The sequence below is a fragment of the Methanobacterium alkalithermotolerans genome, assembly GCF_018141185.1.
GTDB lineage: Archaea > Methanobacteriota > Methanobacteria > Methanobacteriales > Methanobacteriaceae > Methanobacterium_F > Methanobacterium_F alkalithermotolerans.
The window spans coordinates 1,707,264-1,721,508 of record NZ_CP058560.1 but is presented as its reverse complement, the minus strand read 5'-3'; the positions used below and the strand labels follow the sequence as shown (position 1 = coordinate 1,721,508).

Below are 14,245 nucleotides of genomic sequence, written 5' to 3'. Positions count from 1 at the left end.
CTGAAATTTAAAAAAAATAATTTCTTAGAAAATCGGGTTTATCATGATATCCAGGGATTAAAATGGCGGAGAAATTTCGTAAGGAATTTGATAGTTTAGGTGAAGTTAGTATTCCTTCACATAGGTTATGGGGGCCTCAAACCCAGAGATCTCTAGAGCATTTTAGTACCGGTACTCAATTAATCCCCCGGGAAATGATTGAAGCTTATGCTATTATTAAAAAATCCTGCGCCTTAACCAACTTTAAATTTGGGCTTTTAGATGAGCCTGAAAAGGATCTTGTTGTTCGAGTATGTGATGAACTTCTATCTGGTCACCACCAGGAAGAGTTCCCTTTACATGTGTGGATGACTGGAAGTGGGACCCATTTCAATATGAATGTGAATGAAGTAATATCCAATAGATGCTCTCAGCTTACAGGAAATCCCCTGGGAAGTAAAAAGCCCCTGCACCCCAATGACCATGTTAATTTATCCCAATCTTCCAATGACACTTTCCCCACGGCCATGCATATTTCTACAGTTAAGGCCCTGCAGGATAGACTGCTACCCTCTATTACCCATTTACGTGATTCACTAAATAAAAAAAAAGAAGAATGGAAAGACATAGTTAAAATTGGAAGAACCCATATGCAGGATGCAGTACCCCTCACCCTGGGCCAGGAATTTTCAGGATATGCGGGATTGTTAGATGATAATTTAAATCGATTAAAAACAAATATGCATGAGTTATATTATTTGGCCTTAGGCGGGACAGCTCTTGGTACCGGCATAAATGCTCCTGATGGATTTGATAAAAAAGCAGCCAGTGAGATTGCAAAAATAACCGGATTGCCATTTAAAACTGCTCCCAACAAATTTAAAGTCCAGGGATCACATGATGCTCTGGTGATGGTTAGTGGAACTTTAAAAACTCTGGCCACATCTTGTTATAAAATTGCCAATGATATACGTATTCTAAGTTGTGGTCCCCGCTGCGGTATACATGAACTGGATATACCTGCTAATGAACCTGGTTCTTCAATCATGCCGGGGAAAATTAACCCTTCTCAATGTGAAGCTTTATCTATGATTGCTGTTCAGGTCATGGCTAATGATATGGCAGTATCAATTGGTGGAGGGGGAGGTTATCTGGAGATGAATGTTTACAAGCCAGTTATGATTTATAATGTCTTACAGTCCATAAATTTACTATCAGATGGTTGTAATAATTTCCGGAAGTATCTCCTGGAAGATACTAAGCCGGATCTTAAACAGATAAATATATTTTTAGATCAGTCCCTCATGTTAGTAACTGCCCTTAGCCCGGTAATAGGATATGATAAAGCAGCTAAAGTAGCCCATCATGCATTAAAGAATGATTTAACTCTAAAAGAAGCTGTTTTAGAACTTGAATATTTACCTGAAGATGAATTTGATTATTTGGTAAATCCAAAGGCTATGGTTAATCCCACTCCCCCAAAAAAATGATTAATTTTGAAATTATGAATAAAAAATATTCTATTCTTAATCTTCCCGTTCCATAATTAACCTTATCTCCAGTAACATGGCCCATGCTTCTTCTTTCATATGTGCCAGTTCAGGAGGGGCTCTGGCAATGAACTTTTCTAGTACTTCTGCTGCTTCTTTGTATCTTCCTAAAAACCTTAAAGCAGAGCCTTTACCAGCCAGGGCTTGAGGATTATCTGGATTTATGTGGAGAGCTTTTTTGAAATTTTCCAGGGCCTCCGGGTAGCGGGCCATGGAAAAAAGAGCAGAACCTTTATTATTCCAGACTTCATCATCCTCCGGATCCAGTTCCAGGGCCCTATTAAAGCAATTGAGTGCTTCTTCAAATCTAAGTGTAGCTGCCAGGGAGACTCCCATATTAGACCAGGCCCGGGAATTATCAGCTTCAAGTTCCAGGGCAATTTCAAAGGATTCTATGGCCTGAGTATGCCATCCCAGTGAAGATAATACCACCCCCCGGTTATCCCAGATTTTACTGGTATTTTCATCCAGTTCCAGGGCCCGATCATAGGAAAAAAGAGCTTCATGATATTCTTCTTTTAAAAAGTACTCGTTACCCCTCCGGGTCCAGTAAAGGACCTTTTCCAGAACATTTTCCTCAGGAGAATCAACCATGGTTAACACCAGATCTAATTATGTCCCTAAGAATTTAATTAATTTTATCCCATTAGACAGTTGTTTTAGAGGGGATGAGATTTTAAGTAAAAATATTAATAATCTCTTTCTAATAATAATCTTATGAATTCGGGAAAAGGCAAATTGGAGAAAAATATAGGGGAAGATGGAGAATTTATACGCATATTATGGTGTGATAACGCCAATATAATCCGGGGAAAAGCATTATATGTTAATAAAGAGAATATAAGCCAGAAAATGCCTTTAAAAGTTGGTATAAGTTCCGGCCAGCAGGGAGTTCCGGTGATGTATGATCAGGTTATAGAAAGCTCTTTATTAACACCGGTGGGAGAAATAGAATTAGAAGCAGACCTGCAGACCCTGAATCCCCTACCCTATGCTCCTGGAAATTTCCGGGCCATGGGAGATATGAATTTAAATGGAAAAAATTGGGAATACTGCCCCCGGGGATTTTTAAAAAGAATGATTGCTAAATTATTTAAAATGGGTATAAGTATAAAGGCTTCTTTTGAAAACGAATTTTACCTTCTGGATCTTGAAGAATCTAAAGATATCCTTCCCCGGGAAAAAACTCCTTTTGCATCCACTTATTCTTTGGATTTAAATCAGGAATTCATTAGAGATGTGGTTTATGCCCTGCATAAACAGGACATGATGGTAGAACAGTATTATTCTGAATCAGGACCAGGACAACAGGAAATAACCATTAAATTCCAGGAGGCTTTAGGTGCTGCTGATAATCAAATAGCCTTCCGAGAAACAGTAAAAGCCATAGCCCTCCAGAAAGGGATGATTGCATCATTTTTGCCTAAATTATTCCCTCAGGAATCCGGGAGTGGCTGTCATTTACATTTAAGTCTGTGGAAAAATGATAAAAATATTTCCGGGTCCTCTGATGATGCTTATGGATTATCAACTGAAGGAAAGTATTTTATTGCCGGTGTATTGCATCATTTACCCGCCTTAATGGGCATAAGCACCCCCACTACAAATTCCTATCACCGTATAAAACCACATACCTGGTCAGGAGCATTCGGGTGCTGGGGAATTGATAATAGGGAAGCTGCAATTAGGGTAATATCTGAAAAAGATAATTTTGTCAAACATTTCGAAATAAAAACAGTGGATGCTTCTTCCAATCCTTATCTAGCTTTAGGAGCTGTTATTTTTGCAGGATATGATGGTATTAAAAATAAAATGACCTTACCCGAACCGGTACAACAAGACCCGGGGACCCTTAGCTCTGATGAAAGGAGTATAAAAGGAATAAGAACCCTGCCTACCCACTTAGATCAGGCCTTATCTTATCTGGAAAAAGACCGGTATTTGATGGATGCTCTGGGTAGTAAATTGTCTCAGGCCTATTTAGCTGTAAAAAAAGCTGAATTTGAATATTTTAAAGATTTAAGTCACCAGGAAGAAGTTGAAATTTTGCGGGATAAGTTTTAAAAATTATTCTGATTTTAAAAATTTAATAACCCGGGAGTTAACTTCTTCTGGTTTTTCCATATTAAGAATATGGCCGGCATCTATAATTATTTCTGATTTTACATTTGGAATTAATTTTCTAGCTCTTTTAACCGCTTTTAAGGGAGGATATATTTTCTCCTGATCCCCCATTAATAGTAAGGTGGGGTTTTTTATGTTTTGTAATTCCGGGTCACTGTATACTGTGGGGAAAACCATTTTTGGTTTAAAGTGGCGGTTAACCACATCCATAAGTTCAACAAATTCTATTGGAGGTTCAAAGTCTTTAGCCGCCATCATTTTCAAAGTTTTCTCAGCTGAAGGCATTAGGGGTAAGCGGGGCATCTTCAAGGCCATTTTAATAATTAAGTTAAAAGGTGCTAGGGAAGCTGCCGGTGCTAGAAGAACCATTTTATCCAGTTTTTCCGGGTGGGAAATGGCCAGGTTGAGGGCCAGCCAGCCACCATAGGAGTGGCCCATAATATGGGATTTTTCCAGGTGGAGATGGTCCATGATCTCCATTAGCCACTGGTTGTAGTGGTCCCTGTTTTCCATTTCAGCATGGCAACGGCTCCAGCCACAGTCCCCTATGGTATCTGGTGCTATTAAATAGAAATCCTTGCTAAGTTCTTTTACATTAGCATACCATTCTGCTGAGCTTACCGATGCGGCATGTAAAAGAAGGAGGGGAGGATTATCCTTGGATCCGCAAAAATTGATATGGGTGGTTCCGAAGCTGGTTTCAACTTCCAGGGACTGATATTCCACTTTCCACAGTTTCATTACATTAAGGTACGCCTGGAGGTATTCTTCCTGGGCTTCCCGGGGGATAAACTGATTTTTTTCTGCCATTATTTTTCACCAGTATAACAACTTATATGCTTTTACAGATAAGTATTATACATGAAAGCACTTGTAGTTTATTATTCGAGAACCGGTAATACTCGAGATGTGGCCCAGGATGTGGCCCGGGAATTGAATTGTGATCTGGAAGAGATATATGATACCCAAAAAAGGTCGGGAATCATAGGATGGTTAAAATCCGGTTACCAGGCCAATAGGGGTAAATATACCATTATAAAGGAGCTGGAAAAGAATCCTGCTAGTTATGATCTGGTTATAATCGGGACCCCGGTATGGGCCGGTAAACCAGCAGTACCGGTGAGCACATTTTTAAGAGACTATAGGGATGAATTGAATAATGTGGCTTTCTTTTGTACCTTAAAGGCCAGTGGATCTGAATCCGCCCTGCAAGCTATGGCTGAGCTTTCAGGAAAAACCCCGGTAGAAACCATGGTTATTGAAGAAAGCGAAATAAAACAAAAAACCTGTGACTGTAAGCTGGAACCCTTTGTAAGAGATGTGGTTGATTTTTAATAATCATTTTACACTATCTAAATCTGCCCAGTAGGGTTTTATATCCACTAAAGGTGTTCCATCCAGAGCTTCCAGTCCTTTAACTACTAATTTATTTTTTTTATGCTCAAGCAGTTCCACCACACTGTAAGCCAGAGGATTAGGTCTAACCGGAGCCCTGGTAGAAAAAACACCTCTTTTTTTGGTTCTCCCATGGGGCACCACCTTTAAAATATCCCTTCTGGCTTTATCCAGCCAGTAGATAATAATCAAATGCTTATATTTATCAATTCCGTCTAGTCCCTCCAGGAATTCATCAAAAATTATTATATGGCTTTTTTTTGAGCTGAATCGTCCCTGATGGGGAGCTTGAGCTTTCTTAGTATAGGGAGAATGTATAATACCAATAGGTTTTAGTTCCATATATTCACCTGTTTTATAATTCCGCCAGTACATCACAGGGAGCACTGTCTATGCCTTTAATGCGCCAGGGTGAGAGTATTATCCTTTTTATGATGGATTGATAAGTCAGTCTCTTTAAATTAAGATCTTCTATTAAGAGTAAGGGCACCCCATATTCTTCTTTTGTTATGAAGGCTGCCATATGTGTTTTATGTGCAATTTCTGGTTTCTGATATCCTGAGATTGAAACAGAATCAATTCCCAGCGCCTTCAAGGATTGGTAATTTTCTCTAAGATATGCAATTAATTCAGGAGAAATACCCGGATTGTGTTTTAGATATATTTCCGGGTTATTTTTTCTATAACGATGAAAAGCAGTTTTAAAAAGCAATATATCTGCTTTTTCTAATGATTCTAAAGGGATTTTTTTTAAGTCCCTGATTTTAAGGTCTTCGTCACATTTTTTAAATGATTCTACCAGCACGGGATGATGGAAAACCATATCTTCTGCCTGGTAATCGGAAATGGTCTTTCCTCCTTTTAAAAAATGTGCCGGGGCGTCTACATGGGTGCTACTATGATTTTCAATGGTAATAAGGTAGGTTTCATAGCCCTCTTTATTTAAATAGCTTTTTTGTCTTATTTCTGGCTTTTTTAAGGCGGGATGTACCAGGGATTCCTGGTGGAGATTATAAGATAATGACTCATATGGCAAAATTCTACCTCCCTACTAATTAACCAGGGTTTTGATTAAATTATATGTCCTTATATCCCGGGGGTGAATATCAGCTACAACTTTTAATCATAAAACCTGTTTATCAAATTATATGTTCTTTATCCTACAGAATAGTAATGGTGTTTTTGAATGAAATTTGAAAAGCAAGCTTCCCTTTTAAAAAAAGTTTTAGAACTTAAAAATGAACCATTATCCATTACTTTTACTAATGAATCGATTTCCAGTGATTATAATGGAAAAATATCCATTTGTAAGGCCTTAAAAGAAGCAGTAGAAGGAAATTCCTTTGTAATAAATCTGGAAAGTAGTGCCTGTCCTGGTGGAAACTGGCACTGTGGTTTAAGTAAGATACCTACAGGAGAGCCTAAAAAGAGATTGCAAAACTTCTTAACCCGGGGTGAAAAACTATACCATTCTATTGTTGCTTTTGAAAGGTTGATAAAACTATCTTCCCCTCCTCCCACTGGTTTAGGAGAAAACATGGTTATATGCCCTTTAAGTGATGCTACTCTAAGGCCAGATATAGTATTGTTTTTATGTAATGCCCATCAGGCCTGCCGATTGATTAGCCTGGATACTTACTGGGATGGCCTTCAACCAAAAATTGAATTGGCAGGGGCATTGTGTCACAGTACCATATCTTACCCGGTGATAACCGGTGAGACTAATCTCACTGTAGGGGACTGGACTGCCCGGCGGCATCAAAACTATGGTGCAGATATATTATTTGTGAGCATTCCTTATGAGCGATTAGATAATTTACTTAAGGCTATTCCCCTTTCAACTGCAGGAAATGCAGATATGGAAGTACCGGATGATTTTAAAAATGATATATGAAAATAGGAGTTATTAATCTCTTTTAAAAAAAAATCTTAAATTTAGACTAAAACATAAACTTAATCCATAAAAAGGGATAGTATAGATTAACAGATTAAGGGCAGGTAGTTAGTAAATGATTGATGTACAAGCATGGATTTTTATAGCAGCATTATGCTTTTTAGGAGAGATGCTTACGGTTAGTTTCTTTCTTTTGTGGTTCGGAGTGGGTGCTTCTGTTTCTGCAGTTTTAAGTTACCTGGGCTTTGATCCATTAACCCAGTTTATTGCTTTTATCATAATCTCTGTTATTCTTTTGGCACTTTCTCGACCATTTGCCGCCAGAATAACAAAAGATTCCCCTAAAAAAGCAACTTCAGAACGTCTGATTGGTCAAAAAGGTCTGGTTATTGAAGAACTAACCCCTGAAAAGGGAGGAATAGTTAAAGTAGAAGGAGACACCTGGAGAGCAATATCATCCCAAACTATTAAAGAAGGAGAATATGTTTTTATAAAAGAAATAAGGGGAGTTAAATTGATAGTAGAACCATTTAAGTCCCTGGATGATAACAAATAAGGAGGATAAGCTTATGGATTTATTTGTAGTTTTTTTTATAGTTGTTGTACTTTTTGTCCTGGCCTATAAGGGAGTAAAGATAGTAAGGCCCTATCAAAAAGCTGTGGTGGAAAGACTGGGTAAATACCAGAGAACTGTGGATAGTGGTCTGGTAGTAATAATACCCTTTATTGAATCAATGCGTAAAGTTGATTTAAGAGAGCAGGTAGTGGATGTGCCTCCCCAGGATGTTATAACCAAGGATAACACCGGAGTAATAGTGGATGGGGTTATTTTCTATGAGGTGGTGGACCCCTTTAATGCAGTTTATAATGTGGTTAACTTTTATCAGGCCATAACCAAACTGGCTCAGACTAATTTGAGGAATATTATAGGGGATCTGGAATTGGACCAAACCCTTACCTCACGGGAAATGATAAACACCCAGTTAAGGGAAGTTCTGGATGAGGCCACTGATAAATGGGGTACCCGGGTAGTTCGAGTTGAAATTCAACGAATTGAGCCGCCAAAGGATATTGTAGAGGCCATGTCCAAGCAAATGAAAGCAGAAAGAATGAAAAGGGCCGCCATACTGGATGCGGAAGGATATAAACAGTCTCAGATTAAAAAAGCAGAAGGTGACAAGCAATCTGCTATTTTAAATGCTGAGGGTAAGGCAGAAGCCATTAAAAAAGTGGCTGATGCAGATAAATACCAGACCATAGCTATTGCCCAGGGAGAAGCACAGGCCATACTCAGTGTTTTCAAGGCCATACATGAAGGTGATCCTACCAATGACCTTTTAGCAGTTAAATATTTGGAAGCCCTGCAAAAAGTAGCTGATGGACAGGCCACCAAGATATTCCTGCCCCTGGAAACATCAGGAGTTTTAGGTTCCATAGCCGGTATTGGGGAGTTATTCCAGGATAAGGACACCACTCCTAAAGAATAAACATAGGGGGAGTAATCTTCCCCACTATTTTTTTTTAAATAAATTAAACATCTTGGGATTTAGAACCATTAATCAAATAATCCTGCCCTCAACATCATCCAGATCCAAATTCAAAACCATGAAATCTTTAATATCAATTATTTCTTCCTTGCCTACCATGAATGATTTTTTACCCAGGTCGGACTTGGATTTAACTATGATATTTTCTATCAGGCACTGGCTGGGTTTAATAACCATATCTTCCACTGTACCCAGTTTCACTCCATTTTGGGTTATGACCACTTTGCCCTGTATTTCTGCAAAGTTGGTTTCCACTTTTTTAATGTATTCCAGGTCTTCCGAGCCCAGTTTATCTTCAATCTCTTTTAAAGCCATGTTAAGTAAAACATAATCCCCTGTGCTTTCAATTTCATTATCCTTAACACTGAAATGTTTTTTATTTATTAAACCTCCAGATCCAATGATAATTCTATCCATTAAGCATTTTTTAGGCTTAACTATGATATCTTCCACTTTTCCAATTTCCACACCGGTTTTATCTATCACGGTTTTTCCTATAAATTCTGAGGCTTTCATTTACTACCTGTCTCCCTTGCGTATTTTATAATAAAGACCTTAATCCGCAGTATTATTTTGTAATTTAAAGGATATATAATTTTTATAAAATAGAAATTATACCCTTAATCCGAGAGTTATAGATAAAATAAAAGGAATAAAAGTAAAATTAGATGGAATAATGTATTCTTAGTTTTTCAAACTAGAAACGGGATTGAATTCTTTTTTGTTGTAAGTGATCCGAGGTATACTCATAAAAAATGAGGTTGGACTTGAGGAATACTTTACTGGTGGGTATTTTATCTTCCCCCCTTTCCAGACCAATGGTTATCTTATCTTCAGTTATAACTATAGATAATGCATTCTTACGACCGGCGGTGCTGTATTTATAAGATTTACCGGTGATATCCTTCATGGTTACCCATAATACGCCCATATTAACACCATTTATAAAAAAGTAGGGAGTTTAGAATTATTGTACATATTGTTTGACATTTTCCCGTACAATAGCTGATGCCCCAAAACTCTTAATACCTTTTAACATTTCTGGAAACTTATTTTTAGGTATGAGTACATTGAACTGGGAGAAGGTACTACCTACCACCACGGTGGGTTCATCAGAGCAGTATTCATGGGCACTTAAGAAGTCTTTTACCACATCTACCCGGTGATTGGCAATATTGAATTTAACATCAAAGTATTTCCGGGCTTTAATGGCCCCGAAGAGCTGATCAAATATCATTTTTGCCTTTTCTGCCTTGAGTCCATTACATCCCGGGCTGGCATAAAGACCTGCACTGGATTCCATGATGGTCTCCAGGATTTTTAATCCTGCTTTTTTGAGGCTGTTACCGGTTTGGGTATTATCCACAATCAAATCAGCCCCTTTAGCAATGTATACTTCCGTGGCACCATCAGAATTGATTATCTGCACCATTTCATTTTCACCATCAGCCAGTCCCCGGATCTGGAGTAAAGGTACACTTTCTCCATGCACTTCCTTATAGCCAGGGTCATTCATGATGAATTCCCGGGTTAAGTTAGGGTATTCGGTGAAACATAAAATAGGAGTCTTCCGATCTTTATTGGCAATGAAAAATTCGCTTAAAGAATCATAGGGGGCTTCGGTGGGTACTGCCACAATTAATCTGGTTTCGCCGTAATTTAAATCACCTATTTTGGTTATTAACTGTTTTTTTAGATTAACTGATTCTTCTCTGACCCAGTCTTCACCAATAATAGCAATATCCAGCATTTCCCGGTTTAATTCAACAGGAGCACTCTGAGGACGGGTTAAATAGGTCTTGATCTCCGGGTCATTGATTATCTCCATCTCATTTTCTTCTTTTCCTGGTTCATAGCCTCGCACCTCATAACCAGCATCCACAAATAATTGATAAGTATTCCCACGGTTTACATTATTTAAACTTCCCTTAGGCAGTCCCAGTACTATTTTATCCATTTTTTTCACCTGATAATTCTTACTTTGAAAATGTTATCTTAGATTAAATTATTCTTATCTTTAAGAAAAATCCGTTAACAAACTTAAAATACTTTTCCGTGGTTAAAGGATAACCTCTTATTTAATTCTTGAATTAAGTATTTAGTTTCCATAAAGCCTTGAATTTCTTAAAACTTCTATAACGTTATTAAAATAATTATAAAACCCCACTAAAATATTTAAGCTTATGGCTTAAACTATAAAAAGAATAAATCACCATATTTAAGAATAATTTTTAATAGCTAAGGGAGGAGGTTCCTATAAAAATTCCCCAATTATTATCCCTGGATGAAATCCATAAAAGAGCCAGCACTTTAGATAACTGGAAAGTTTTAGAAGATCACCATCTGGAAGGAGTATTTATTTTTCCGGATTTTGCCAGTGGTATGAATTTTGCAGTTAAGGTGGGAAATATAGCTGAAAAAATGCAGCATCATCCCGAGATGGAAATAGGTGCCGGAGTGGTTAAGTTAACCATATATACTCATGATAGAGATGGTTTAACTTCCTGGGACTTTGATTTTGCCAAAAAAGTAAATCAGTTAATGATATAGATTAAAATGATTAATTAGAGTGCTCCCTATCAAATTCAGGTTTACCAATAACCACCAGCCCCAGATAACCATTTACGGTAACTAAATCCCCATTTTTTATTAATTCGGTGGCATCACTAACCCCATTTACAGCAGGAATTCCCATTTCCCGGGCAATTATAGAACTATGCACCAGCATTCCTCCCCTTCTTTCCACAATTCCCGCAGCCAGTGCAACTAAAAAAGTCATCTGCGGTTGTATGGCATCACAGATTATTATTTCCCCTGATTTTAAAGTAGAAAAATCAGCAAATGATTTTATAATCCGGGCTTTTCCCGTGACAATTCCCGGAGAAGAGGGCTGGCCCACCAGCTGGCGAGGTTTAAAATCAATTTCTGCAGTTATACTCTCATCTGAAGTTTCCAGCACAATAATAGAAGTAGAATCAGTTATAAGGGCAGAATATATATCCTCCCAATCATCTATACTTAATTTTTCCCGGTTTTTAAGTTTTTTTTCATTTTCCAGGACTTCTGCCCCATGTTTAAGGAATTTTAAAAACTGGTTTTCCACCCGGCCCAGTAATATGTTATCATCATCCCGTAATTTCCAGCTCAAACGCCCGATTCTTAAAACCTCATCTACTTCCTTTATCCGGGAGTCTCCTGCCGCCTGGTAAAGCTTTTTCAGGTACTTTTTTTTAGAATCTTTAACTGAAGGTGGAGATTTTTTTCTAAGGCTCAGTTCCTGAATGTTTTTAAGTATAACCTCCGGATGATCCTGCAGGGAAGTATTTTCATAAGAAATATCCAGATGATTAGTTAATAAATCTAAAAATTGATTAATAAACTCAAAAAAGTCTTCATTAATGTTCCCTATTTCTTTTAAGGCCCGGATAAATTCCGGACCATGAAGACCATTTTTTAGAATTTCATCTATCTTTTCTTTTAAAATAGGGGATGCATTTAGAAGGAGGGCCAGTTTTTGGAATTTTTTATTGCGGCGGGTGGCCAGTATGTCCTCATCTTTTAATAACTCCATGAATTCATAAGGGTTATCTGGTTTTACCAGGTCATTATAATAGGTTCCGAAGTTGCGAATACCATGGGCAAAGGGTATGAAATCATCCCAGTAAATTTTTTTCCATTTAAAATAAATTTCTGCCCGTTTTTTGATTTGGAAGGCCAGTTCTTTTTTAGATAGCCCGTATGGTTCTTCCCGGGATAGTTGGATTCCCTCATTTTCCAGTTGGCCTATGAGCTGGTTTTCCACTTTATCAGCCAGTTTTTTTAAATTAACAAAGCTGGGGGTCAAAGTAAGGTACCACTGCCGGTCCGGGTCATCATCAGTAAAACTGGTGATGGGCCTGCTCTGGAGAATGGTTAAATCCCCGCCCGTTCCGGTCCACTCCACATCCACCGGAAAATTAAAAATTTTTTCCAGGTTAATAAGTTTATCTAATAGATTTTTTAGTTCATCTGATTTAAGGAGGGTGTTTTTGTAGGTATCTGGCCTTTTATGGCTTAAAATTTCCCTCTCCCGGTTTATGACCCATTTTTCTGGTTCCTTTTCATTATCCACCAGTTCACTGCAAAAGCCCTCTATGGCCTCTATTATCATGTTATCGTCTTTTCCCCGGGGATCATGTGAAAAAGCAAGGCCTGAAATTTCTTCTTCCACCATTACCTGGATTAAAACCGCAATGGAGCTGTTAATTGAATCCAGTTCCATTTCATCCCGGTAAAGTATGGCCCGGTCACTCCACAGGGAAGCCCAGACCAGCTTAATGGATTTAAGAATTTCTTCTATTCCCTTTACATTAACATAGGATTCATGAATACCGGCATAGGAATTCTTTTTAGAGTCTTCTAAAGGGGAAGAGGATCTTACTGAGAATTTAGTGGAGTTAGGATAGGATTTTATGTGTTTTATAACTTCTTTTTCCAGTACAAGAGGTATTTGTGATTTTAAAAAAGCAGATCTGATCCTTAAAGAAGCATCCCATATCTCTTCCCAGCGCATGTCTTTTGGTTCTTTTTTATAAATCTCCATATCTATGGTAGGAGAGATGTTATTTAGTTCTATAAAATCTTTATATCCCGAAGTGGTGATGCAGAAACCCTCCGGCACCGGGATATTTTTGTTAAGTAATATGGCCAGGTTTTTGGTTTTAGCCCCTACCATTTTAACATCAATATCGGCCTCTATAAGAGGTAAAATCCGGGGATTATTAATTTTTACCATAGAATCAACCTTACCTGGGACTCCACTCCACCACTTCCTGGAACCGTTTTACCAGGAAATAACGGTATACATCCACCACCACCAGAGCAGTGGATGGTGCAAAAATAAATGATTTCTGATAAGGGTGTTTTTCCATAAGAAAATCAGCCCATTTTTGGGCTTTTTCAGGAGGGATGATGTTTGCTTTACCAGTTATAGTTACCGCACTAATCCTATTTAGACTGGGCGGTGTTTGGGAGCGATTATCCACCAGAAGAGCTACTTTATCTGATTTTTTAAGTAATTCGAACTTGCGGGTTTCTTGCGGGGTGCTAAATACAATCTTTTTTAAGTCTTCAGTGACTTTAAAGCTCATAAGCGAAGTATATGGTTGGCCTTCTCCCTGGGTGGCTAATACGGCAAATGATTCGGTGTTTAAAAGGTTAGATATGTCCTTTTTTGCATCTATAAAATCAGGAGTACAGGTACTATCGGCAGGAGGACACAGGGGTTCATCAAATTTTTTCCGCATAGAAAACCTTCTTTTTTAATTTAAAGGTGTTATAATCGTTAATAAGTTTTTAAAAAATAAATTTTAGTTAGTTTTTTTAAAGTCCAGTATAATACGGACCATGTAGGGATCCACTCCAATATCAATAGAAAGGGGAGGTCCTTCATCCAGGTACATGTCGGTGAGGGTGAATTCATCTTCTACTTTTTCTTTTTTCCAGGTGTCCATGGTTTTCAACTGGAAGGTCTCATTTATGGTATCTTTAAAGAAATCCTTTGTTTTTTGGGAGTCCCTGCCCATTACCCTTAAAATTACCATGAGGTGCTCCTGGGTGGTGAAATGAAAGTCCATAACAAATTCTTCACTCACAGTTAAATCTTTTATTTCTCCATCAATTTTTCTTCTGAAGGTTATTGGTGCTGATCCCGGTACCATTACTATTCCTCGCTTTTTTTTAAGATTTTAATTGATTATGTTTTATGTTAAAGGATT

The 14,245-nt window shown here is 37.9% G+C and carries 17 protein-coding genes; 7 read left to right on the top strand and 10 right to left on the bottom strand.

Features of this window, described 5'->3' with window-relative positions:
- Positions 1 to 62 precede the first annotated feature (62 nt).
- The gene (gene fumC / locus HYG87_RS08465; RefSeq protein WP_211532744.1) at positions 63 to 1,469 is read left to right on the top strand and encodes a class II fumarate hydratase; all 1,407 of its coding nucleotides are present in this window, start codon (positions 63 to 65) and stop codon (positions 1,467 to 1,469) included.
- A gap of 36 nt (positions 1,470 to 1,505) precedes the next feature.
- On the opposite strand, the gene HYG87_RS08460 is transcribed toward fumC, so the two are convergent.
- Positions 1,506 to 2,123 carry a tetratricopeptide repeat protein gene (locus HYG87_RS08460; RefSeq protein ID WP_211532743.1) on the bottom strand — a complete coding sequence of 206 codons (618 nt, stop codon included), beginning with the start codon at positions 2,121 to 2,123 and terminating at the stop codon, positions 1,506 to 1,508.
- Between the two features lie 123 nt (positions 2,124 to 2,246).
- Between HYG87_RS08460 and HYG87_RS08455 the strand changes: the two genes are divergently transcribed.
- Positions 2,247 to 3,593, top strand: a complete 1,347-nt coding sequence (locus HYG87_RS08455; RefSeq protein ID WP_211532742.1) for a glutamine synthetase family protein — start codon at positions 2,247 to 2,249, stop codon at positions 3,591 to 3,593.
- Between the two features lie 3 nt (positions 3,594 to 3,596).
- Here the strand turns inward: HYG87_RS08455 and HYG87_RS08450 are convergent, their stop codons facing one another.
- Positions 3,597 to 4,463 (bottom strand): alpha/beta fold hydrolase, encoded by an 867-nt coding sequence (locus HYG87_RS08450; RefSeq protein ID WP_211532741.1) that lies wholly within the window; start codon positions 4,461 to 4,463, stop codon positions 3,597 to 3,599.
- Between the two features lie 51 nt (positions 4,464 to 4,514).
- On the opposite strand from HYG87_RS08450, the gene HYG87_RS08445 reads away from it, so the two are divergent.
- Positions 4,515 to 4,988, top strand: coding sequence for a flavodoxin family protein (locus HYG87_RS08445; RefSeq protein WP_211532740.1), 474 nt, complete (start codon positions 4,515 to 4,517; stop codon positions 4,986 to 4,988).
- 3 nt (positions 4,989 to 4,991) lie between these two features.
- On the opposite strand, the gene tsaA is transcribed toward HYG87_RS08445, so the two are convergent.
- Together tsaA and HYG87_RS08435 are read right to left on the bottom strand one after the other, a co-directional pair.
- Positions 4,992 to 5,390: a tRNA (N6-threonylcarbamoyladenosine(37)-N6)-methyltransferase TrmO gene (gene tsaA / locus HYG87_RS08440; RefSeq protein ID WP_211532739.1), complete on the bottom strand. Its 399-nt coding sequence runs from the start codon at positions 5,388 to 5,390 to the stop codon at positions 4,992 to 4,994.
- Between the two features lie 13 nt (positions 5,391 to 5,403).
- Positions 5,404 to 6,084 (bottom strand): cyclase family protein, encoded by a 681-nt coding sequence (locus tag HYG87_RS08435; protein ID WP_211532738.1) that lies wholly within the window; start codon positions 6,082 to 6,084, stop codon positions 5,404 to 5,406.
- Between the two features lie 150 nt (positions 6,085 to 6,234).
- Here HYG87_RS08435 and HYG87_RS08430 point away from each other — a divergent pair, with 150 nt between their 5' ends.
- The 3 genes from HYG87_RS08430 to HYG87_RS08420 all read left to right on the top strand — a co-directional run bounded on the left by HYG87_RS08430 (position 6,235) and on the right by HYG87_RS08420 (position 8,429).
- On the top strand, positions 6,235 to 6,942 hold the full coding sequence (locus HYG87_RS08430; protein WP_211532737.1) for a DUF169 domain-containing protein: 708 nt from the start codon (positions 6,235 to 6,237) through the stop codon (positions 6,940 to 6,942).
- Positions 6,943 to 7,057: 115 nt separating this feature from the next.
- The gene (locus tag HYG87_RS08425) at positions 7,058 to 7,498 is read left to right on the top strand and encodes an NfeD family protein (RefSeq protein WP_211532736.1); all 441 of its coding nucleotides are present in this window, start codon (positions 7,058 to 7,060) and stop codon (positions 7,496 to 7,498) included.
- Between the two features lie 13 nt (positions 7,499 to 7,511).
- Positions 7,512 to 8,429 carry an SPFH domain-containing protein gene (locus HYG87_RS08420; RefSeq protein ID WP_211532735.1) on the top strand — a complete coding sequence of 306 codons (918 nt, stop codon included), beginning with the start codon at positions 7,512 to 7,514 and terminating at the stop codon, positions 8,427 to 8,429.
- A gap of 72 nt (positions 8,430 to 8,501) precedes the next feature.
- On the opposite strand, the gene HYG87_RS08415 is transcribed toward HYG87_RS08420, so the two are convergent.
- From HYG87_RS08415 to HYG87_RS08405, 3 genes are all read right to left on the bottom strand, one after another.
- A complete protein-coding gene (locus tag HYG87_RS08415; protein WP_211532734.1) occupies positions 8,502 to 9,005 on the bottom strand; it encodes a PRC-barrel domain-containing protein in 504 nt (167 codons plus the stop codon).
- Between the two features lie 181 nt (positions 9,006 to 9,186).
- Positions 9,187 to 9,420: a hypothetical protein gene (locus HYG87_RS08410; protein ID WP_211532733.1), complete on the bottom strand. Its 234-nt coding sequence runs from the start codon at positions 9,418 to 9,420 to the stop codon at positions 9,187 to 9,189.
- Positions 9,421 to 9,456: 36 nt separating this feature from the next.
- Positions 9,457 to 10,446: an ATP phosphoribosyltransferase gene (locus tag HYG87_RS08405; RefSeq protein ID WP_211532732.1), complete on the bottom strand. Its 990-nt coding sequence runs from the start codon at positions 10,444 to 10,446 to the stop codon at positions 9,457 to 9,459.
- Between the two features lie 299 nt (positions 10,447 to 10,745).
- Here HYG87_RS08405 and HYG87_RS08400 point away from each other — a divergent pair, with 299 nt between their 5' ends.
- Positions 10,746 to 11,039, top strand: coding sequence for a 4a-hydroxytetrahydrobiopterin dehydratase (locus HYG87_RS08400; protein ID WP_211534273.1), 294 nt, complete (start codon positions 10,746 to 10,748; stop codon positions 11,037 to 11,039).
- A gap of 10 nt (positions 11,040 to 11,049) precedes the next feature.
- Here HYG87_RS08400 and HYG87_RS08395 read toward each other — a convergent pair whose 3' ends face one another.
- The 3 genes from HYG87_RS08395 to HYG87_RS08385 form a co-directional block, all read right to left on the bottom strand.
- Complete coding sequence (locus HYG87_RS08395; protein ID WP_211532731.1) at positions 11,050 to 13,263, bottom strand: PEP/pyruvate-binding domain-containing protein; 2,214 nt, start codon at positions 13,261 to 13,263, stop codon at positions 11,050 to 11,052.
- 10 nt (positions 13,264 to 13,273) lie between these two features.
- Positions 13,274 to 13,774 carry a pyridoxamine 5'-phosphate oxidase family protein gene (locus HYG87_RS08390; protein ID WP_211532730.1) on the bottom strand — a complete coding sequence of 167 codons (501 nt, stop codon included), beginning with the start codon at positions 13,772 to 13,774 and terminating at the stop codon, positions 13,274 to 13,276.
- A gap of 63 nt (positions 13,775 to 13,837) precedes the next feature.
- Positions 13,838 to 14,188, bottom strand: a complete 351-nt coding sequence (locus HYG87_RS08385) for a hypothetical protein (protein WP_211532729.1) — start codon at positions 14,186 to 14,188, stop codon at positions 13,838 to 13,840.
- Between the last annotated feature and the right edge of the window lie 57 nt (positions 14,189 to 14,245).